15 protein-coding genes are annotated in these 22911 nt (G+C 41.1%); 1 reads left to right on the top strand and 14 read right to left on the bottom strand.

Annotation, left to right across the window (positions count from 1 at the left end; translation table 11 throughout):
* Positions 1–8 precede the first annotated feature (8 nt).
* From WDA22_14460 to WDA22_14430, 7 genes are all read right to left on the bottom strand, one after another.
* Positions 9–2174 (bottom strand): T9SS type A sorting domain-containing protein, encoded by a 2166-nt coding sequence (locus WDA22_14460; protein ID MFA5834679.1) that lies wholly within the window; start codon positions 2172–2174, stop codon positions 9–11.
* A gap of 265 nt (positions 2175–2439) precedes the next feature.
* The gene (locus WDA22_14455) at positions 2440–3273 is read right to left on the bottom strand and encodes a hypothetical protein (protein MFA5834678.1); all 834 of its coding nucleotides are present in this window, start codon (positions 3271–3273) and stop codon (positions 2440–2442) included.
* A gap of 136 nt (positions 3274–3409) precedes the next feature.
* Positions 3410–3562 carry a hypothetical protein gene (locus WDA22_14450; protein ID MFA5834677.1) on the bottom strand — a complete coding sequence of 51 codons (153 nt, stop codon included), beginning with the start codon at positions 3560–3562 and terminating at the stop codon, positions 3410–3412.
* Between the two features lie 61 nt (positions 3563–3623).
* Positions 3624–6524: a T9SS type A sorting domain-containing protein gene (locus tag WDA22_14445; protein MFA5834676.1), complete on the bottom strand. Its 2901-nt coding sequence runs from the start codon at positions 6522–6524 to the stop codon at positions 3624–3626.
* Positions 6525–6564: 40 nt separating this feature from the next.
* Positions 6565–8319 (bottom strand): T9SS type A sorting domain-containing protein, encoded by a 1755-nt coding sequence (locus WDA22_14440; GenBank protein ID MFA5834675.1) that lies wholly within the window; start codon positions 8317–8319, stop codon positions 6565–6567.
* A 116-nt stretch (positions 8320–8435) separates the two neighbouring features.
* On the bottom strand, positions 8436–10670 hold the full coding sequence (locus tag WDA22_14435; protein MFA5834674.1) for a T9SS type A sorting domain-containing protein: 2235 nt from the start codon (positions 10668–10670) through the stop codon (positions 8436–8438).
* Positions 10671–10706: 36 nt separating this feature from the next.
* On the bottom strand, positions 10707–11072 hold the full coding sequence (locus WDA22_14430) for a response regulator transcription factor (GenBank protein MFA5834673.1): 366 nt from the start codon (positions 11070–11072) through the stop codon (positions 10707–10709).
* Between the two features lie 112 nt (positions 11073–11184).
* Here WDA22_14430 and WDA22_14425 point away from each other — a divergent pair, with 112 nt between their 5' ends.
* On the top strand, positions 11185–11319 hold the full coding sequence (locus tag WDA22_14425) for a hypothetical protein (GenBank protein ID MFA5834672.1): 135 nt from the start codon (positions 11185–11187) through the stop codon (positions 11317–11319).
* 107 nt (positions 11320–11426) lie between these two features.
* On the opposite strand, the gene WDA22_14420 is transcribed toward WDA22_14425, so the two are convergent.
* The 7 genes from WDA22_14420 to WDA22_14390 all read right to left on the bottom strand — a co-directional run bounded on the left by WDA22_14420 (position 11427) and on the right by WDA22_14390 (position 22588).
* Positions 11427–12080, bottom strand: a complete 654-nt coding sequence (locus tag WDA22_14420) for a response regulator transcription factor (GenBank protein MFA5834671.1) — start codon at positions 12078–12080, stop codon at positions 11427–11429.
* A 9-nt stretch (positions 12081–12089) separates the two neighbouring features.
* A complete protein-coding gene (locus WDA22_14415) occupies positions 12090–15311 on the bottom strand; it encodes a two-component regulator propeller domain-containing protein (protein ID MFA5834670.1) in 3222 nt (1073 codons plus the stop codon).
* 664 nt (positions 15312–15975) lie between these two features.
* Positions 15976–17388, bottom strand: a complete 1413-nt coding sequence (locus WDA22_14410) for a hypothetical protein (GenBank protein MFA5834669.1) — start codon at positions 17386–17388, stop codon at positions 15976–15978.
* 231 nt (positions 17389–17619) lie between these two features.
* On the bottom strand, positions 17620–18120 hold the full coding sequence (locus WDA22_14405; protein MFA5834668.1) for a hypothetical protein: 501 nt from the start codon (positions 18118–18120) through the stop codon (positions 17620–17622).
* A 79-nt stretch (positions 18121–18199) separates the two neighbouring features.
* Positions 18200–18955 (bottom strand): outer membrane beta-barrel protein, encoded by a 756-nt coding sequence (locus WDA22_14400; GenBank protein ID MFA5834667.1) that lies wholly within the window; start codon positions 18953–18955, stop codon positions 18200–18202.
* 108 nt (positions 18956–19063) lie between these two features.
* On the bottom strand, positions 19064–21415 hold the full coding sequence (locus WDA22_14395) for an ice-binding family protein (GenBank protein ID MFA5834666.1): 2352 nt from the start codon (positions 21413–21415) through the stop codon (positions 19064–19066).
* A gap of 87 nt (positions 21416–21502) precedes the next feature.
* Positions 21503–22588, bottom strand: a complete 1086-nt coding sequence (locus WDA22_14390; GenBank protein MFA5834665.1) for an ice-binding family protein — start codon at positions 22586–22588, stop codon at positions 21503–21505.
* Positions 22589–22911: the final 323 nt, after the last annotated feature.

Here is a 22911-nt window from a genome sequence, read left to right as displayed (position 1 = left end):
CTGACATATTACCGCATAAGTACCATTTTCTTAGTATTCACAAATGTCTTTGAATTAGTCACTGATGTTACTTCAATCCTGTAGAAATATATTCCTGATGCCAATAGAGATGCGTTAAAACTGTGTTCGTAAGAACCTGCCTCCTTTACTTCGTTCACAATTTCAGAGATTTTCTGACCCAGAGTGTTGAAGATGGAGAGTCGAACAGTGCTTCGTTCAGGAATGCTGAATCTCAGAGTGGTGGATGGATTGAACGGGTTGGGATAGTTTTGTGATAAAGAATATTTCTCTGGCGTTGGAGAAGAAGATTGTTTTACATCGGTAATCATTTCGGAGAGTGGACGCCGCCAGACACCGGGAAAATTATTGCCTATGTCATAACACCGGGGGCCAGCAAAGAGATTGTCTCCAAAAACAGCGAGTGCCGCGCTATTGACGTAACTAAAGCCCGTATCAACTCCTGTCCAACTATTTCCATAATCATTCGAGCAGAAAATTGACCCACCAAATTCTTTTTGCTCTGCCACTGTATTGCTGTTATTACTGGTTGCAAAATTGCGTGTAATTCCCGCAAAGAGGGTAGTCCCTGAATGAGCCATTGATGACGGGAATATATATTCTACTCTGACCCAACTTCCACCGTTGTTCATAGAACGAGAAAATACTTCGTTCCCTTCATCAGTACCAGTGGGTTCAATCCATGAGACAAAGATAATTGCACTATCAGCTTTAACAGGTAAAACATAAACAAGAGACACTTTAATAAATCCTAAATAATTCCAATTGACACCATTATTGACTGAAAGAAAGAGACCTTTATTTGTTCCTGCGAATAGATTGGTGCCGTTGACAGCAAATGATGTGACAGTAACAGTATCAAGTGTTGTTTTCGACCACTTTGCGCCATTGTTGGTTGAAAGAAAAACGCCGGCTGCGGTTCCAGCTAATAGATTTGTCCCTGATGCAGAAAGGGTTTTAACTTCCAAGATTGTTAAACCGCTGCTTGCATCAGTCCAATTTGCACCGTTGTTTGAGGAAACGTAAACGCCGCTATCTGTTCCGGCAAAGAGGTTTGTGCCAATAGATACGAGCGAGCGCACAGATTTATTGACCGGCAGGCCATTATTCAGTTTCGTCCAATCGGCACCCTTGTTCGTCGTTCGATATACGCACCCGGTTGTTCCAGCAAAAAGATTCGAGCCGGAAACCGCAAAAGTGTTTACTGTGGGAAGCGGCTTAAGCGGTAATCCGGAACTGACAGAAATCCAGTCTGCACCGTTGTTGGAAGAAAGAAAAACACCGTCGCCAACTGTCCCAACAAAGAGATTTGTTCCATTCGCAGCAAGTGCGCTCACATGAGATTTGTATGGTTCATATTGAGGAAGTCCATTGTTGACTGCCATCCAGCTTGAACCGTTATTGGTAGATATTGAGACACCATAATAATAACTTCCTGAAAAAAGACAATTATCGCAGGCGATAAAGGTATTGACATACAGCGCACCCGTGCTGCTTTTCGTCCAGTTTAGACCATCGTTTTGTGATAGATACACTCCATCATAACTCCCAGCAATAAGATTGCTGCCGGAAACCATTATCGCATTGACGGAGTGGGTCAACCCTGTATTTCTTAGAGTCCAACTTGCGCCATAGTCGGTAGAAAGAAAGACACCCAAATCGGTTCCGGCAAAGAGATTCGTTCCCGAAATGAAAAGCGAAAGAACATGCTTGTTTATCAGCCCATTATTTATCGCCGTCCAATTTGAACCGTTGTTGGTAGATACATAAACACCACCGACACTCGTTCCTACAAAAAGATTTGTGCCAGAAACCACAAAAGCACTAACAATTTCTCCCGATACTCCATTTATCGCTGTCCAGCTTGAACCATTATTAGTGGAAATGAATGCACCTCCGCTGGTCCCGGCGAAAATATATACACCGCTCACATATAGTGTTTGAATATTCGTCAGACCTGTATTTACTGCAGACCACTGAGTACCATTATCTGTAGAACGATAGATACCATCATCAGTACCTGCAAAGAGGGTTGTACCTGATATGTAAAAAAAGGTAATATTTCCGCCAACACCATACCCATTAGTCTTCACCCACTGAGCATTTGACACTGTGATTAAACCAAGCACCACCAAACATCTCATCATCGTTTTCATACACCGCGCTCCTTTCAAGAATTGTTATTTCATCAGAATCGCTTTTTTATTTTCTCTTTTTCATTCGCCTGTAATTGATACAAATATATTCCCGAACTAAACACCGACGCCGTCCACTCCACTTTCTTCCATCCCGCGGATTGTTCTTTGTTTACTAGTAGTGCAATTTCTCATCCAAGTAAATCGTAATCAGTCGTGTTTACTACCAATAGAAGATGTAGCATTAACACCACAATGAGATTCATAAATATTTTTATGGTCCCTTTCATTTTGATTGCGATAACCATTCATATCTCCTAATGAGTTTGGAATTTAAATTCACTCGCCCACTTTGTTTATCAACGTTGAATGCTAATTTATTGACTCGAAATTCATTTGGAGGATTCTCAATGACGAAATCATATGTTGCTACCTCATATAATGTGTAAGTGGTCACCGTCTCATTATCCAATGAACTTACCTCCGAAATGATATGAGGAAGGTAGTTTCTACTACCACAAAGTCCACTGGTATTATTCATCCTCCATGTTGTCCATGCATATTCAGAGAATTCTTTTATCAATTCCACGGTTATAGGCCGTTTATTGATTACGGCTTCAAATCCTAAGTATACGTTCTTGGGATCGTGGTGGATATTGATGGAAGGATCTTTTGGAATGGAGGCATAGTTCTGATTATTGATACGATAATATGTTTTATCGATGTTTTGATCTGACTCTATTAACAAGAACTGAAAATACTTTTCATTCGAACCTGTCTGGTAAATGGCACGATTCAGACCAAGTGCGTTCAACAACCTTTGGCGGGCCACGGTGCTGTCATTTGTACTATTGTTGACCGAATCCGGAATGAGGTAAGAGATATGAACCTTTCTGTCAGGAAGGGAGTCATTACTAATGAGTGAATCACGATATAAGAAACCATTGGGAACACGTGCCCCTGTTTTTATGAATTGTTCAATATCTGCCGTTGAATATGGAAAGGGTTCGGACGGATCGGAAAAGGTCAACGTAAGGACATCGTCTTCTTGATTGACGATATCGCATCCGTAAAACAAGAAGCAAAACAAACCAATAGAGCAGATCATTTTGAATTTCATTTTCACATCCTCTTCAGTATTCAATATTTTAGATGTGATGGACAAACGAATTGTGTAACATAGTATTAGTGTTTTAGGACTAGTGATCCGTCAAACAACTTGGCAAACGAGAGAGACCATCTCTACATTTTTCTTATTATAACTTTTTCATAATTTCTCTTTTTCCATTCGCTTGTAATTGATAAAAATATACTCCAGAGGCGTATCCGCCTTTGGCGGAAATTCCCGAACTAAACGCGGACGAATTCCACTCCACTTCCTTCCACCCCGCCGATTGTTCTTCGTTCACTAAGTACAACCTTGCGAAGGTTGTTCATATTTATTTTAAAACCTTCGCAAGGTTCTTGAATTTATTTCACCACCAGCATCTTTTTCACACCAATAAAACTTCCCGCTGTGAGCTTGTAAAAATATATTCCTGACGAAACATTCGTGGCGTTCCACTCCACTTCCTTCCATCCCGCGGATTGTTCTTCGTTTACGAGAGTTGCTATTTCTCTTCCGAGCAGGTCGAACACAACAAGTTTAACGTTTGCCGATGATGGAAGTGAATAACTAATGGTTGTTGATGGATTGAAGGGATTGGGGAAGTTCTGTTCTAAAACAAATACTGCTGGAAGCTGTGTTGTACGATCGTTAGAGATGGAATTAACATTATCCATTCTCATTGCGATGGATGTTAGGTTCCCAACATTCAATGGATTGCCTGTAACAAGCGTTGCTATTCCATTTGTTGTATCAAGAGTAGCAAGATAATCTTCTCCTGACCCATTATCGATAAGACAGTACAATACGCCGGCAGAATTGAAAGCAAGAGACCGCGGAATAGCTTCAAAACCGATGGATCCGATCTTGTTCGGCATGCCAGTATTTATATCAATGACATAGATAGCATTGTCTATTGACCGAGCAGAAGCCCAAAGTTTTCCCGATGGACTGAGCGACACGCTCCAGTATTTCAACTCCGGATTGGAACTCATCAACCACGCTCCGCCGGTATTGACATTACAGCGATAGAGCTTACCGGTTGATGTGGCCACTACTATCGTGTCCTTGTGAATAAAGGTCAACGAAACCACATCGCCGACAGCAAACGTTATTACCGGAAACTGCACTCCGGAAGTACTGCTTATGCTGTACAGTGTTGATGCGTCAGCGTTTGATGATAGACCATAGACAATACTGGTTGAAGGGCGAATAGCGATTCCAGAAATATTGATATTTGATGAATTTCCAATTGACCGAACCGTATCGGAATTCGACTCCAACGTCCATAGTGAAGAGAATAAACCATTCAATTGTGCTGCGTATATGATCTTTGGTATTGCTGGTGTATTTGGTGATGCAGATAATGTGATTTTATAAGGGACTTTTTTAAAGGTCCCGAGTACGTGATCATCTGAACGAATGGCAATGGAGTAACGATTCTCGCCTGCCGGTCTTACGATTGCTCCCCAAACACTATCTACAGCGGTACCATCGCCATGGAGCCCGTCGTTGTATAGTCGTGCTGAATCCGCCGTTTTGCCATTTGCGTCTATCAACATTGCCGAAACCGATATTGAATGGTTCAGCGTATTGCAAATAACAGCAGTAATAGTTACTGAATCTCCTTCTGGGTCTAATTCTGTTTTGCTAACGTTGGGTGAATGAGCGTACCCAATTGCCTTGATCCATTCCATTGCCTTCTTCACCACATCATCTTCTCCTTTGGCAACTCCGTCGCGCGTGAGCCACACCTTTTCATCAACAGGAAAAGGTTTGTGAATCAAGTACCCCTCATTGTTATAATTAGAGTATACCGAGCTATGATCTATTCTATAACTGTAAGATTTATTCCAAAATCCAATTTCCATATCGGTCGATGACTCCAGTGCAGTGTAGGCTCCACTCGTCGGCAAACCAAAGAAACGGACCATCGGATGGAAACGCATTCTGTGCGCATTAAAATCCCCTGCGCTGATACAATCTGGTCCTGTAAGAACTGCAATTGGATGATCAAAAATCTCTGGCGTGGGATTTAATGGCCGCAACAAGAAGTTGTTGAAAGAAGTAAGAGAAAATGAAAAATGATCACTGCCGGGATTTCGTTTTGCTAAATAATAATTTGAGAAGGAATCGAAATTGAAGAGATGATTAAATCCGGCGTCGGCATAAAATGGCATTCCCCCCAAGTTCATTCGAAAATCGAGTATCAATCCTTGAACGTTGTACTTGTGCATCAGTTCATCAACAGCTTGTGCAAAGAGGGGGCCTGTTGCTATCGATATTCCTCCCCAGTCCCAGGCATAGATATATCCAATATTTGTTCCTGAAACGACACCCCACGAAACCAATTTATTATTTCGATAATCAGGGAATGGTACGCCGTTCACGGGAAGCTGATCGTGCGCAAGGTAATATGGTGGAGTCAGCGTTGAAAGGAGCGATGTAGGATAATGAAGGATTTGATCGGTTCCATATTTTTTCACGTCGATCGTGTCGAATAATCCCCAGTTCATTCCGGTACTTTTGATAGCCAAATACACCGCAGCTTCAGCGGTGGAACTTAAATATGCTCCACTCTTCAAAATTGGCAGTTCAACATCGAGCAGTTCATTGTACAATTTCAGCCAAGGCTTGCCATCATACCCAAGAATAACATCCCCGGGTTGAAGTCCGAGCGGATGATTCGGAATGACGTTATACACCAGAGCAGTACTATCGGGCAACGCCGAAAGACCGGCTCCAAAACATGTTTGATATCCACTTGCGTCAATATTTATGAGGGGTACACCAGACCTGTATGGATAGTATCTTGTCGTACTGTCTATTCCCGAGTCATATAAGAAGGTATGAAATTCATTGAGCGCTCTTGTGAGCCGGGAGAGGATCGCTGCGAAGCGTCCGCGGCTTACACCGGCGGCAACTTCTGGACGATAGACATTCTTCAGAGAATCCCAATTAATAATAAGATTGGGAAATCCACCCCACTTTTGATCGACAAGATTCCAGAAGTCATCGAACATTTTCAATTTATCGGCGGTCGGTAGTCCTGGTCCCCAAAAAGAATCAACCAATGCACGCCATTGCTGTTTTGTGTAATGGCCGGGTGCCTTCTGTATTGCGAGTGGCGGTAATACAGAAGTTTTTTGTTCAACCGAGAATGAATTTGGTTGGGATTCGTAAAACTTACGGTCAAGATTTATATCTTGCGCCGATGCGAAAGTGATATAAAAAGAAATGACAATCATATTCAGAATAGATCTCATATAACCTCCCAGAGACAATTGAATTAAAATTACATTGTCCTTATTTTAAGAGTATCATTCGTTTCGTTTCCTGAAATTCTCCTGCTTGTAGTTTGTAGAAATATACGCCAGAGGCGTATCCCAGCCCAACCGATGGCTGGCGGGCGCCTTTGGCGGATATTCCACTTGCATTACTGTTTACATTCCACTCCACTTCCTTCAATCCCGCAGATTGTTCTTCGTTCACAAGTGCTGCAATTTCTCTGCCGAGCAGATCGTATATCGCAAGTTTTACATTTGCGGAGTTGGAAAGAGAGTAACGTATTGTTGTTGTTGGATTGAAGGGGTTGGGATAGTTCTGAGACAATGAATATTCAGTAGCAACCATTCCGTCATTATTGTAAGCACCTGTAACAATTAATTTGTAAGAGATAGTTACTTTGTAACCATTATATCCAAAAGAATTTCCGGCATTATCATATAAGAAAAAATAATTATTAGTTAGTATCCATGAAGAATTTATCCATTGTTCATATTTACCTTCAGACCACAATGTGTTTTGAAAATATTCATAAATAGAACGGGTGTAGTTCAACCACTCATTATTTATCCATTGCTCGTCCAATTCCATCAGCATATTGTTGTTTGCATCGAAAGCACAGATATTTCGTAAGAAGTTTACCCACTGATTATTTACCCATCGTTCATCCAAATCCGACAACTGATTTCCGCTGGTGTCGTAAGAAAGAGTATGACGACTGACGTTTATCCACTGATTATTTGTCCATTTTTCTGACAAAGAAGACAACACGTTTCCTTTATTATCATATGAATAAGTATAGCGTGCAAAATTTACCCACTGGTTGTTTGTCTGTAGTTCTACCAAATACGACAGCTTATTCCCATTTGTATTGTAAACAGAGGTATAACGACCGTAATATTCCCATTGATTATTTGTCCATCGTTCATACAAATCTGATAACATATTACCTACTACATCATAGGTAGAGGTAGAGCGGCTGTCATTCTCCCACTGATTATCTTTCCAGCGTTCGTATAGATACGATATCTTATTTCCCTCTATATCGTAAGTGAAGGTTTGGCGATTAGAGTTCACCCAATTATTATTTGTCCAAACTTCCCACAATGACGATAGAGGATTTCCGCTTCCATCGTAAGTATAGGTAAAGTGACTAATATTCACCCACTGACTATTCTCCCATTTCTCGTTCAGTTCCGATAACCAATCTCCATTATCAGTAGTGGTAATTGTACGACGAGTATAGTTTATCCACTGATTGTTTACTAATTGTTGAATTATTTCTCCACTAATTATCCCACTTTTATGGTAGGTATAAATAATACGTGATGTATCGGATTGACTGAAGACACTTGCTGTATCAACTATATATATGTTGGATTGAGGATACAGGACATTGTTTAATATTTTCTTTTGTGGTTTCTCTTTTAGTATCAATGGAAACTGCACCAGCGGATCGGTAAATGAATGATTTCCGATTGAATATTTTTTTACACAATGGTATCGAAACGCTATGTTTTGTTCACCCATCTGATGATATTTATTTATTCTCTTATATTCATTCGATGTTTGCACATTCGCATGTTGAGATAATTGTGCTAAGAGAATGTTGGAACCAACAAGAGTGATTGCCATTAAATGTAAAAAGTGTTTCATCATAACTCCCTGTGTTTGAATTATTATTTCATCAACAACATTTTTAATTTCTCTTTTTCCATTCGCTTGTAATTGATAAAAATATATTCCGCTAGAAACATCTTTCGTATTCCACGGCACTTCCTTCCATCGGGCAGATTGTTCTTCGCTTGCAATTTAAAACCCTTGCGAAGGATGTTCCGATTTATTCTAAACCTTCGCAAGTCCCAACTGGACACCGTTAATGGTTTCTGAATTTATTTCACTATCAGCATTTTCTTCACATCAACAAAACTTCCTGCGGTGATCTTATAAAAATAAATTCCCGAACTAAACGCCGAAGCATTCCACTCCACTTCCTTCAATCCCGCAGATTGTTCTTCGTTCACGAGTGTTGCAATTTCTCTTCCGAGCAGATCGTATACAGTAAGTTTTACGTTTGCCGATGATGGAAGTGAATAACGAATTATTGTTGATGGGTTGAACGGGTTGGGGAAGTTTTGTGAAAGAGAATATTTCTCTGGTAATTGAGTAGTTGATTGTTTGACATCAGTTATCATTTCGGAGAGTGGACGGCGCCAGACGCCACTATTTGTTCCAGCAAAGAGATTCGAGCCGGAAATGGCAAGAGAAAAGACCATGCTCTTATTCAATCCAGTACTCACCCCAGTCCAACTTGTGCCGTTGTTGGTGGAAAGATAGATACCGCCGTCGTAAGTCCCGGCAAATAGATTGTTGCCCGAAACGACGAGCGCATTAACACTACTGTTCTGTAGACCAGTATTTTTTACTGTCCAATTTGCACCGTTGTTTGTAGAAAGATAGACTCCCGGTATATTATCTTTTACTGCGGCTGCAAAAATAGCCGTTCCAATAACAGCAAATGACCCAATGTTTGACAAGCTTGAATCCGTATGAATCCAACTTGTTCCGTTGTCGGTTGAGCGAAAAATACCATACCCAGGTGCGCCAACAAAGATGTTATGATTGTTTGCCATCAGCGCTGTTATTGTAGCTCCGATAAAAGGAGTGTTAATCACAATCCAACTTGCCCCGTCATTAGTGGAAAGATATATACTTGAAATGTCGATAAAAGAAGAATGTTCACTTGTGCGTGTGCTTTTGTTAATATTTGGTTCGAAGCTAACCCCGGCATAGATATACGATTCATCGACAACAAGTGAAGTAACTCGCTTATTTGTCAAGCCGGTATTGACTGCGCTCCAACTTGTGCCGTTATTTGTGGAAAGATAGATGCCGTCGTAACCCGTTCCGACAAAAAGATTGTTGCTACCAGCCGCATTAGAACTAACGGCAAGAGAAGAGACACCGCCCGGACTTAAGCCATCATTAACTCCTTTCCAACTTGTGCCGTTGTTCGATGAAAAGAATACACCATTGGAAGTTCCGGCAAAGAGATTCGTTCCACCAGGACCGAAAGGGTTGTCTATCATAGAAGAAACTCCGGAACTGCCCATTCCATAATTGACATCGGTCCAACTGGAACCGTTGTTTGTGGAGAGGTAGACACCCCCTCCTTCTGTTCCGGCAAAAAGATTGGTGTCACAAATTGCAAAATCAAAAACGGCCTCGGAACGTAAACCGTTACTCACCTTTTGCCAACTAGTCCCATTGTTTGTGGAGAGAAAGACATCCCCCCCACTCATTCCTGCAAAGAGATTCGAGCCAGAAACAGCAAGAGCATAGACAGAATTCGTCAATCCGGTGCTCACATCAGTCCAAGTTGTGCCATTACTTGTAGAAAGAAAGACACCACCGTTTACTGCTCCTGCAAAGATATTCGTACCATTAACGGCAAGGGCATGGATGCCAGCGTATCGAGTAGTATCATATGAAGCTTTCCGCAATCCAGAATTCACTGCTGTCCAGGACTCGCCGTTGTTTGTAGACATAAAGATTCCTTCATATTCAGTGCCGACAAATAACTTTGTACCGCCTATCCCATCGGGGATAGAGGCAAAAGACCAAATATTACATTTAATGGTGGAGCTTAAAAAAGACCAATTCAATCCATTATTGGTAGACCGAAATATACGTCCACCCTGGCACGCAAAGAGATTTGTCCCAGCATAAGCAAGAACATGTCCAACTATCGATTGTAAACCGGCATTAATCCAGTTTTTTCCGTTGTTTGTTGAGCGATAAATGTCTCCATTTAGGTATGCAATAAGATTCGTGCCATTTATTGCAAGAGCATTTACAATACCGTACTTTGTTGTATCCCATTCAGCCTTCTTCAAACCAGAATTCACTGCTGTCCAATTTGCACCGTTATTTGTAGAGAGAAATATGCCATCTTCTCTAGTTCCAACAAATAGATTTGTTCCACTTGTTCCGCTGGGACTGCTGGCAAAAACGAGTACGTCTTTGCCAGCATAGGGTCCGTCAGTTTGTACCCACTGAGCCATCAACTGTGTAGAAATTGTGCCGACAAAAAGCATCGTCACCAAACATCTCATAATGTTTTTCATACATCGCACTCCTTTCAAGAACTGTGATAAAATATTTTACTGTCCTTTATATTGTGTTGATAAAATTTTTTTCAGATCATCAAGATGTTCCTTCGATACGAACGCAAATGTCCCCGCATCATATGCTGCTTTGCGATACCCTGCATCGTCGTAACTTGTCAGTACAATAATTTTTGCAGTTGGGTGAGAACCAAGAATTTTTTTTGATGCCGTCAGTCCATCCATCGGCAGCATTTCAATATCCATAACCACCCAATCAGGTGAGAAGCGATCGTACTGTTTCACTGCTTCGCTTCCATCGGATGCTTCATAGAATGTGTGGTGATTTGGTACGCTCTTGAGCAAAAACCGTTTTATGCTCTGGCGCATTTGAAGATTATCTTCAGCGATAAGAAATGTCATACGAGGCTTCAAAAGGCTAATAATGGTATGGCAAAGTCAATAGAGATGCATAGAGATTCAATGGAGAGAACTACCCAAAAAGGTATGAGTAGAACTACTCATTTTTGGATAAATGAGGAAAAGAATCGAAGATTCGACAAAAGGGAATTATGAAAAACCGAATGAAGAAGGAGCGGAAATGCTCAAAGTAAAAGAAATGAACCCGCCGCAGCCCTCCCCTTTCAGGGGAGGGAGTGACGAATCATAAATTTATTTTCTCCCCCAGTGCCGAAGGCATCCCTTCGGGAAAAGGGGGAGAATTAAAGAGGGGGGTCGATTATTTTTCTTAGTGCCTTTGTGGAAATTTCAAGTTCATTACAACGCCGATTTATTTTCCAGCGCAAATTGCAAAAGCTTGTTGTGTCCTTTAATGCCGAGTTTCTGACAAATGTGTGTTCGGTGATTTTCAACAGTGCGTAAACTGATGAAAAGCTTATCGGCAATTTCTTTACTCGTAAGATTATCAGCAAGAAGTTTAAGAATGTGGCGTTCCGCCGGCGAAAGATTTTGCAGGGAAGGGACATTCTGTGTAAGTGCATCTGTATTATTTTTTCTTTCTACAAGAAAATGCGACATCGTGGGACTGATAAAATAATTTCCCTCAACAACTGTTCTAAGACAAACCAACAGGTCTGCGCTGGCATTGTCTTTTAGAAGATATCCCCGCGCTCCGATATCCATTGCTGCATTGAAATACGCGATGTCTTTATACATCGTCAGGAAGATCAATTCTGTTGCCAAAGCTGCCTTATAGACGGCGCGCCCAACATCGAGACCGCTCATCAACGGCATGGAGACATCAAGTATTGCAATATCGGGACGCATTTCTCTAACCTGTGTGAGTGCTTCTTTACCATCTGCGGCTTGTGCGATAATTGAGAAATTCTTATCCCTCTCAATTGTTTTCACCAGACCGACACGGAATATTTCATGGTCATCAGCAATAAGCACTCGTGTTATTGTATCCATCGTTATCCTTTACGAAAGTGGCAGTGTAAGATGAATTGTTGTTCCCGATGAAGTTGATGAATCGATCGTGAGTGTGCCTCCAATGATCCTCGTCCGTTCCGACATGCTGGCAATACCGAATCCTCGAAAGATGTCATTGGTTGATTTTGGAAATTGTGCTCCGTGAAATTCTTGAATGTTAAAACCGCATCCATCATCCGTGATGGTGACATCAATTGAATTGTGAACTTTTCGTACGGTAACTTTTACATAGTGTGCCGAAGCATGCCGAACAATGTTCGATAATCCTTCCTGTATGATCCGATATATATGAATCTCGAATTCCTTCGGTATCTGATGATCGAGCTTGTCACACATGCATTCAATCTTCAGTTTGGCTGAATGAGAAATATTTTCCGTCATTGCTTGAACCGCAGCGGAGAATCCGAGGCGTTCGATATGATGCGGATGGAGATTCGATGAAATTTCACGAACACTCTCCACAGACTCTTGTACCATCGAAGCGACACGGCGCAGATCTTCTTGTGGTTCTTTTTGTTCGCCTAAAAATTGTTGAAGTTCGTTGTTGATGACGAGAAGATTTTGTCCAAGCCCGTCGTGCAATTCTGATGCAATGTGTTTTCGTTCTGCTTCCTGCTGCTCGATCTGTTTCCGTGAAAATTCCCGCTGGACGAATTTTTCTTTTTTGAGCCGGTTGACTTTCCGTTGATAGATGGAAACAATAAGACTGAGAAACAAAACAATCGCGAGGATTCGGAACCACGATGTTTGCCAATAGGCTGGGAGGATGGTGATTGTGAGCGACGCACCTACTTCATTCCAAACTCCATTGTTGTTTGATCCTTTTACTTTGAAAATGTACGTACCCGGTTTAAGACTTGTATAAGCGGCATAACGTCGTGTGCCGCTGTTAATCCAATCTTCATTCACTCCCTTCATCATATACATATATTTATTGTCGCGTTGATCTTTGAAGTCGAGCGCTGCAAATTCAAATGAAAGGTAATTATCTGTGTAAGGCAAAGAAATAGTTTTGAGATACGGTACAGCTGTGTCAGTCAAAAACTCCTTGTCGTGAATCTTGAAAGAGGTGATAAATACTTGAGGGACATGAACATTGTCCTGAATACTGTCAGGATAAAAAACGTCCAATCCATTTACTCCGCCAAAATACATTGCGCCGGTATTACTTTTATAGAACGATCTGGTATTAAAGCCGCTTCCCTGCAATACATCGCGCGTTTTAAAAATACGGTATTTTCCGGTGGAAGGATTGAACCGGCAGAGCCCATTCCCTGCTCCAAACCAGAAATTCCCTAAGTGGTCTTCCAGAAAACCAAAGATATTTTCAAAGGGTGGCACGTTGGTTTTCAATAATGGTGTAAACTCTTTTTTTTCATCATCGAATCTGTTAAGCCCGCCGCCGCGCGTTGCTGCCCAAAGAATTCCTGATTTATCGCGTGTGACAAATGCGACGTTGTTGTTGCTGAGGCTCGCTATTTTTGTTGTATCATTTTTGTAGATGGTAAATTTTCTGCTTTGTGATTGATAGGCGATCAGTCCGTCGTTCCATGTTCCAATCCAAATCGTTCCATCATTGTCTTCAAACAAAGAATTTATATAATAACGCTGATTTATATTGCTGCCCAGCGAACCGATGACAATCGGCGTGAATGTCCATTTCTCTCTGTTGAGGATATTCAGACCCTCCATTGTCCCAACCCAAAATGTTCCGTTTCGATCTTCCAACATTGAAAGAATATCATTTTCTTTCTCATTGCTCGGGTGGACAAGAATTTGAATTGATTTACTCTTTCCTGTTTTTCTATCAAATCTGTGAAGCATGCCATTCACATTGCCGACCCAGAGTGTTCCATTTCTATCTTCATAAATTGTTCTGACCATATTGTTTCGCAAGCTGGCCGGATCATCAGGATTGTGTTTGTAACAGGTGAATGTTTGCGTTTTACGGTCAAACCTGTTTAATCCCATTCCCGATGCGATCCACAATATACCGGAACTGTCTTCGTAGAGAGTCCAGAGAAAGTTGTTGCTGAGACTGAGGGAATTACTTGGATCATGCTGATAGATGACAAAATCCTCTTTTGGTAAAAACCGATTCAAACCGTCGCGGGTACCTGCCCATATGACACCGGATTCATCTTCCAATAGAGTTACAATATTGTCGTTACTGAGAGTCCTGCTGTTTTTGGGATTGTTGGAGTAGCGGATAAACTTTTCCGTTACCGGATCAAAACGGTTTAAACCTCCGCCGCTTGTACCGATCCAAAAAATTCCGGATCGATCCTCTATCATTGATCTGACCGCATTACTGCTTATACTCGTACTGTTGCCGGGATCATTTTTAAAACTTCTAAAGAGTTCTTGTTGTATATCGAACTTGTTTAATCCACCATTTGTGCCGATCCACAAAACGTTTGGTAATCCGGATGATCCGTAGATAAACGTGATCCCATTGTGGCTGAGGCTGGAAGAATTAAGGGAATCGTTTCTATAGTGGGTGAACTTCTTTGTTTCACAATCAAATCGTTTAACGCCGCCAAATGTACCAAGCCAAAAAATTCCGGGTTCTGCAGGACGTTCATAGATTGCCGTGACTTTGTTCGTGATCGGATCCGTGATGCTGTCAGGATCGAAATGTGTGAAGATATTTTTTTCTCTGTCAAAATAGTCAAGACCTCCGGTTGTTCCGATCCAGAGCCGGCCCGAACGATCTTCATGCAGCGAATAAACCTGATCGTGGCTGAGACTATTTTGATTTTTGGGATCGTGCCTGTAATATAAAATTTTTTCCGTTACCGGATCGATACAGTTCAGTCCCCCATTAACTGTTCCGATCCAGATCAATCCCAATCGATCCTCAAGAAGAGTGTAGATAATATCGGCGCTTAGATTTTTGTTATTTGCCGGTCCTTTGGTGAAATGCCGAAATGAATATCCGTCGTATCGTACAAGTCCTGCATACGTTCCCAACCAGAGAAAACCTTGTCTGTCTTTTATCATGCAAACAATTGTGCCATCGGGAAGTTCCTGTTCCGTTGTGATCCGTTCAAACCGAATCGGTTGCGCATTGAGTAAGACAAAGGAAAGGAGGAGAGCGATAAAAAAAGACGGAAGAAGTATTTGGCGTTGTACTTTATTCGTTTGTTGAGAAGAAGTGCTTTTAACATGAATGGAATAGAGAAATCGGACATGACCAAAGAACGCCATATGAAATAATCTTAGAAATTCAGACGTTATTATTCTATAAACATTCATTGACAAACAAACAGGGACATAGATGTGATTGTTTTATTAATAAGAGATAAATCTATCTTGAATATATTGGAAATTGCTTATCCGGCTGCGCCGGTGAGTGGATAGAGGAAGATTTAATTGAAGACTATCTGTAAAAAAATCCCAGAGTCCAATTCGTGGCATGAGCCGACGAATAGTGTTTCTATGTGAGGCAAATATACTTTTTTAATAATGGTGTATCAACTACGTAAATACGTTGAATTCAATTTCTAATAATGTTACAGACTGATTCATCTTTTGTACTTTCCAATACTATCTCAATAAAACCATCTTTTTTGTATCCACGAACAATTTCCGTGAACTCTGTTCCGACACTGCTTCAATCCTGTAGAAGTAAATCCCTGAAGATAATTGTGATGCTTGCCCACCAGTTGTTTGGAGGGCGTTGAATGATTGTTCGTAAGTCCCAGCATCTTTTGTTTCTTTAACTATCTCAGAGACTTTTTGGCCTATGAGGTTGAAGATGGTTAGTCTCACTTTACTTCTTTCAGGAATATTGCCAACTCATAAAACCTATTATCTTCCCTGGTATACAGTTTTAAAAATCACCGGGAATAACTGCCTATCACAAAAATTATCATTGTTTCCGTTCCAGCAAAACAAAATAATTATCTTCCAGCTTAATGGTGTAGGATTGAATCAGTATTTCCTTATTCACATTCCAATAACGGGAAAACTCTTCCGATTCCGGAGTTCGATCTTTTCCGAGAATGATGTAGCGGTCAGAAATTGCGGGGATTGATTCATTCGAAAAATATTTCACATTGAATGTTTTTATGGGAAGATGACTGGAGATCATAATTCTCTGTCCAATGCCATATCCGGTCAGCAACGCAATTGATCCGCCGTTATACCGTTTTTGCAGATCTTTACCAAGGACAACAGCGGATCGGGAATGATCAGTAAAACTTTTTGATGCATCTTTGAATACTGCCACTCCGACAAATGGTATCGATAGCTGTACTACCGGCATTACAAGGAACAAGATACCAATAAATATGCGAGCGACTGCCGAATGTATTTTTCTAAACACTATATTCACCATGATAGCGCTCGCAGTACAAAGGACCAATCCAAATGTGAGAATAAATCTCCAATTCCACCACCATTGATCGATCTGGACAAAACCGATAAGAATTGCCGCAAGGACGAACCATGTGGGAAGAGAAAAGAACAGGAGAAGAACCAATTGCTCTTTCCGCGCATATACCTTTTTTAAAAAAAATAAAATTAGTACGCTTGCAATCAACAGCATCGGTCCATAAATCCAGAGTAACGCTTTACCAAGAACGAGAAAGACATCCTGCGGCCGATCGTGTATTATCGTTCGAACAGCATTCGTCCCAACGGAATATGTCCAATGTGCAAATTTTAATGCATCTCCGTAATGAACATAATTCCATCCGAACCAGAAAATAATTCCTATCCAACTAATGCCGCCGATTAAAAGCATCTTAACTGCTGCAGACTTTGTTCCATGTTTCCAACGTTGTGTTCCACTGTATAATGCTACAATTGAGACAAACGGTGCAAGAAGCCAAGCTTCATACCGGCAAAGAGTAGCACTCAAAACAGCGAGTGAACAAAGTATCATCCAACGTTCATTTCCCGATTGTAACCATTTCAACAAACCGAATCCGCTAAGCGTTACAAAGAATAACAACGATATTTCATTCATCGGTGTCAGTGCGATATACATGATATTCGGATTCAATCCAAATATCAGAGCGAAAAAAAATGCAATGGACCGCGAATTGGTGAGAGATTCAAGAATTGAGAACAACAATAATCCTGTTCCAATAAGAAGCGGTATTCCGATCATAGCACCGGCAAATCCTGAATAGAATAGAGAATCGAATGCAACAAAGGGAAGCAGAAGGAGATGTGGAAGTGGAAGCCAGACGGTACCGATATTGAGAAAACCCGGCTGTTGAGAATCAAGGAACTGACGAGCACGAACAATATGCGAAACAGCATCGCCGAAATACATCAACGCGCTTTCATTTTGGAGATATAATAGACAACACGTTATCCATGCACTACAAAAAAGAAGGAGAGAAAGGATATATTCTTCCCTACGCATCAAAAAGTTAATATTTATCAAAATTTCAACATCTTTCTCCCTTAAATTACACTTTTATTTTTACAAAAAATGAAATACTGTCTAACATTTCAATTCCTGAAAATAGAATTTCTTTGAGTTCAAAGTTGATCGAATTCATCAAAAGAAATATCGTGCTCCGACACCGGCATCGAGTCCAAAACCGCTAGAAGAAGTTAACTGGAACATTGGAACGAGTTCCAGAAATATATCAATCGGCGTTTCACGTGGGAGCCATGCAATACCGAGTACACCTCGAACTGCAACAGAAGCTTCATAACCGGCACCACTGTTCATGCGACCACCAATTCCATAGTATAGTGGAAATCGCTCGGATGAATGAATGGTATTAAACAAATGCCATACATAATCCATATGGAAGTGAACTCGGTTTGTTCTATTGTAATTGTAATAGTAATCATACCTCCCCATCCGATCTCCTCCCATCGACCAACCAAGACCAAAATCAAATGCGTTGTTGTTCGATGTCCACAACTTTGCACTAATTCCAGCAGGTTCACCGAAAATCACGCCAAGTCCAAAGCGACGTACTTGAGCCTCTGAATCTTGAAATGCGAAAAACAAACAACAAGCGATAACTGCAAAACGAAAATATTTCATTGCACATTCCTTATGTTTATGTTGTACCAATTCTTGAATTTGTTGTTGTATCTCTTCAGTTATCTATCCTCGACCGGCATTATAAGCCGAAGAGGATGCTTATAGTAATAAATGCTGAAGTAATACTCCGCTCACTGCCAATAAAATGTTTTTCGTCTCCCGTAGCATACAGGGGATCGATACCATCATTTAACGAAAGATAGGAATCAATGCGTTGGTTTGTTTCCGGATTAACGTCATTCCATTCTTTACCGGAAACATTCATGAAGTTGTATGAGAAATTAAAATCGAGCGATAATAAGGGACCAATACTCACTTCCGATCCGGCAGAAAATCCGATGCCAAGTCGAGTTGCTTCTTTCACGCTGTACGTTGCGCTTGGAACTTTCGATACTCCGCGGAACGTTGTCTCCCCGCTGAATCTATTCAATGCTATGTTTGCACCGATAAATGGAATAATTGGTACTATAGGAATGCTGAGATGGAACTCAGGTCCAACTTTCAACGATATGGTATTTTGTGATATATCCACCAATCCTTGTCCTGGTTCAGAATTTCCGGTGTTCTGTAATGATGCATAATTAATTTCGCCGACAAGATTTAATCCGGATGACCCGATCTTCGTCTTTCCATGAATGGTAAGACCGTTGCCGAGCCCATAGTTTGAACCATTGTAGTATCCAAGCGTAGAACCATTGAAATTTGAAGCCGGACTGATTATACCAATACCACCGCCAAACTTCATGTTCACTTGTGATCTCGCTGGCACAATCATCATAGTCATTAATGCAATAAATGCTACAGATAATCGAAACGAGCAATTAATATGTTTCATGATTTCTCCTAGAATATTTTGTGTTCATAACATAAAACCCAATGATAAATGAAGCGTTTCGGTCAAAAAAACCGGAACGCTTCATTTATTTAACCAATCCTAATACTGTTATTTTACCAGCATCATTTTTTTCAACTGCACTATACCGCCAAATTCCAATCGCGAAAAATACAACCCTGTTGCTAATCCTGAAGCGTTGAATTGCACTGTATTGTATTTTCCTGCTTCCGCTTCACCGTTGAACAATGTCGCAACTTCCTGTCCGATCGCATTGAATACTATCAATGTTGCTCGACCATTGGATGGAACGGTAAATTCAATATTCGTTGTTGGATTGAACGGGTTCGGATAGTTCTGCGAAAGTGTGAATCCTTGTGGTATATTTTCTGACCGAACAGAAGTCACTACCGCAACTTTGCCAATGGTATTGCTTTGCAGTGTAATATCGGCCGTTCGCGCTAATGCTCTGCCTTCCAACGATGCTCCTGTAGCAAAGGTAATTGTTGTATACGCCATAATGGTACCCTTCATTACAGTCGTTGTTCCAAACGTTGCTGCACTGCCCATTTGCCAAAAAATATTGGAAGCTTTTGCGCCGCCGCTAAGAAAAACTTGGCGTCCTGATGTCATATCGAAACTGGAAGCTATTTGAAAAATCCAAACAGCTGCCGTATCGCCTTGTGCATCGAGCGTAAGATCGCTTGATGATATTTCAAGTGAACCGGTAGATTTATACAAACCAGAATAGAGAGTAAGTCCGCCAAGATTTCCGGAAACACCGATAGGATCTACTGTTCGTCCTGCTGCATCATTAAATGCAGTCGTTAAATCACCCATTGCCTGCGTTAACATAGAAGGAAAAACAACCGAACCTTCAGGACCTGTTGCGTCAACTCCGTAAATCGTTCCGACGATATTGGGTGTTCCAAATCCGGTCATGTACGAAGCAGCTAGAGGACTTACTCCAACATCTCCTGTAATAGTTGAAGGACCTGTATTAGTTATTCCTGCGTACGACAAAATTGCAAATCGATCAGTCATACCAAGAGTGACCGGCAAAAGAGGTGTTGTCGGTGTAACATTCCATGTTGTAAAGCTTCGTACTATTGAGTAAGGGCTCGTTCCGATACCATTCTTTGCACTATCCTTTACACTTACACGCCAGTAATATGTTGTTGCATTCTTTAAGCCTGTAATTTTATGCAAGATACCAGCGAGAGTAGAGTCGTTATACACCGTTGAACTAAAAACTTTGCTTGTATCAATTTGTAAATGATAAACGCTATCTCCAACCGCGGCAAACCATTTCAATTCAATAGTTGTTGACTGATTCGTTGCTAAGTCAGCAGGCAATTCTAACAATGGTGCTTGCGTAATAGGTATGGGTGTGGAATTCAATGTTGTAAAACTTCGAATTGTTGAATAAGCGCTCGTACCGACACTATTCTTCGCACTATCCTTTACACTCACACGCCAGAAATATGTTGTTCCATTCTTCAAGTTTGTGATATTATATAAGACACCTGTAAGAGTTGAGTCGTTATACACTGTTGTGTTAAAAACGTTACTTGTATCAATTTGTAAATGATACACGCTGTCTCCAACTGCTGCAAACCATTTCAGTTCAACAGATGTTGATAGATTCGTTGCCAAGTCAGCAGGTGATTCTAATAATGGCGCTTGGGAGGTAACTATTGTAGAATTAGTGACGGCATTAGATGCTAATGTAACTGCAGCAATACGTGCTAGCAATCTACCTTCAACTGATGCACTTGTATTCAGTGAGATGGATTGATCAGCCATGATAGTTCCTTTGAACACTGAAGTCGTTCCAAGGGTGGCTGACGTACCAACCTGCCAAAAAATATTTGAAGCTTTTGCACCACCAGCGAGAATAACTTTAACACCGGTACCTACATTCAGGCCAGCTGCGATCTGGAATATCCAGACATCAGTTGCACTGCCTGTGAGAGTAACGTCAGAACCCGTAATTGATGCATCACTTGTGAATTTATATAGACCTGGAACAAGCGTTAATCCGCCAATATTTCCCGAACCCGGATTCAAAAATGTACCAGTCGGTATTGGTGTACGACCTGCAGCATCGTTGTACGCAATGGTTAAATCACCCTGTGCAGTAGTTAGCTTCGTGGCATCAATTACCGAACCTACAGGACCAGTAGCATCGACCGTATATATTATTCCTGTTACTTCAGTTAGTCCAAATCCAGTCACACTGCTCCCAGCGGCGGGGCTTAAACCGATATCACCAATGACAGCAGAGGTTGGAACGTTTGAGATTAATGAGCCAGCCAAAATTGAAAAATTGGAAGTTGATCCTATATTTACTGGAAGCAGCGATTGAGACATGGCCGTAACGGAAATCATCAAAGCTACCGACACCATTGCTCCGACAAAACGAGTCCATCGGCTTAATTTATTTATTGTGTGAATGTTCATAAGACTTTCTATATAGTTATTGAAAATGAATAAGATATTGTTTAGGTAAAACGTCCCCACTTTTGAGAGTGGGGTTTTACATAAGAACTACTTTACAAGAGTAAATTTTTTTGTTGAAAGGAATGACCCGGCTTCCAAACGATAAAAGTACACACCGCTTGAAAGACTAAGCGTTCCCATTTTGCTATTGAACGGTACAGTGTAACTACCTGCTTCTTGAGGACCCTTCACCAGTGTTGCAACTTCATCACCAAGAAGATTGTAGACTTTGAGAGAAACCTGAACAGCTTTTTCAAGATTATATTGAATCTGTGTGGATGGGTTGAATGGATTCGGGTAATTTTGGAAGAGCTCAAATTGTTGAGGTGTTACGACACCATCTGCTACTGCGGTCACTGTTGCCGGTCTTGTAACAGCATTGGATTCTAATGTAACTGCGGCATTACTTGCTAACGCCCTACCTTCCAATGATGCTCCCGTACCTAACGAGATTGATTGGTCGGCCATGATAGTTCCTTTAAATACTGAGGTTGTACCAAGTGTAGCCGAACTACCAACTTGCCAAAAAATGTTTGCTGCTCTAGCACCACCGGCGAGAATAACTTTAATACCGGTGCCTACATTCAGACCAGCTGCAATCTGGAATATCCAGACATCAGTTGCGCTACCTGTGAGAGTAACATCAGATCCTGTTATTGATGCATCGCTTGTGAATTTATACAAACCAGGAACGAGTGTTAATCCGCCAATATTTCCTGAACCTGGATTTAAATAATTTCCAGTTGGTACTGGTGTTCGTCCTGCAGCATCATTATATGCTATGGTTAAATCGCCTTTTGCTGCAGTCAGAATCGTCGGTGCCATTGTGGAACCGGCAGGACCGGAAACATCGACTGTGTAAATTGTTCCGGTAACTTCGGATAATCCAAATCCGGTTATGCTGCTACCCGCTGCTGGACTCAAACCGATATCACCAGTAACTGCAGATGCCGGAATATTCGAAACTAATGAGCCTGCGAGAATAACATAATTGGCGGTGGATCCTAAATTTACCGCCGTCAGTGTTTGAGACTTTGCAGTAACAGACATGATCAATGCAACTGACAGTATCGCTCCAAAGAAGCGTGTCAATCGTGCCAAACTATTTGTTGTGTGTTTTGTATAGGTGTTCATAAAACCTCCGTGGTGTACGTAAAAATGAATAAGTATTTTTGTTCGAATTGCCCCGCTCTTAAGAGCACGGTCTAACTGTTCTGCATGATTTGAAATTTTTCTACACCCAGTGTATGGGTTCATCATCTTCTTGGGGATCCGACATTTTGCGCTGCCGTTGTTCTTTTAGAAAACGAGAATATAACATCCATATTGTTGCCATTGTGTATCCGTAATAGAGAAATAATTTTCCAGTTTTCATGTCTATGGTTGTTTGAAAAAAAGATTTTATAATTTCTTCGTATGAATTATTTTACCCGCAAAAGACTACGTCCCACACTCAA

Source organism: Bacteroidota bacterium, from assembly GCA_041658205.1.
GTDB lineage: Bacteria > Bacteroidota > Ignavibacteria > UBA10030 > UBA8401 > UBA8401.
This window is presented reverse-complemented; position numbering and strand designations above follow the sequence as displayed.

Coding starts and splice junctions, on each gene's coding strand:
- WDA22_14390 (MFA5834665.1), bottom strand. CDS start 22,588: ATGAACACCTATACAAAACACACAACAAATAGTTTGGCACGATTGACA.
- WDA22_14445 (MFA5834676.1), bottom strand. CDS start 6,524: ATGAGATCTATTCTGAATATGATTGTCATTTCTTTTTATATCACTTTC.
- WDA22_14435 (MFA5834674.1), bottom strand. CDS start 10,670: ATGAAAAACATTATGAGATGTTTGGTGACGATGCTTTTTGTCGGCACA.
- WDA22_14405 (MFA5834668.1), bottom strand. CDS start 18,120: ATGAAATATTTTCGTTTTGCAGTTATCGCTTGTTGTTTGTTTTTCGCA.
- WDA22_14460 (MFA5834679.1), bottom strand. CDS start 2,174: ATGAAAACGATGATGAGATGTTTGGTGGTGCTTGGTTTAATCACAGTG.
- WDA22_14430 (MFA5834673.1), bottom strand. CDS start 11,072: ATGACATTTCTTATCGCTGAAGATAATCTTCAAATGCGCCAGAGCATA.
- WDA22_14410 (MFA5834669.1), bottom strand. CDS start 17,388: ATGTATTTCGGCGATGCTGTTTCGCATATTGTTCGTGCTCGTCAGTTC.
- WDA22_14395 (MFA5834666.1), bottom strand. CDS start 21,415: ATGAACATTCACACAATAAATAAATTAAGCCGATGGACTCGTTTTGTC.
- WDA22_14420 (MFA5834671.1), bottom strand. CDS start 12,080: ATGGATACAATAACACGAGTGCTTATTGCTGATGACCATGAAATATTC.
- WDA22_14455 (MFA5834678.1), bottom strand. CDS start 3,273: ATGAAATTCAAAATGATCTGCTCTATTGGTTTGTTTTGCTTCTTGTTT.
- WDA22_14425 (MFA5834672.1), top strand. CDS start 11,185: ATGAGGAAAAGAATCGAAGATTCGACAAAAGGGAATTATGAAAAACCG.
- WDA22_14415 (MFA5834670.1), bottom strand. CDS start 15,311: ATGGCGTTCTTTGGTCATGTCCGATTTCTCTATTCCATTCATGTTAAA.
- WDA22_14400 (MFA5834667.1), bottom strand. CDS start 18,955: ATGAAACATATTAATTGCTCGTTTCGATTATCTGTAGCATTTATTGCA.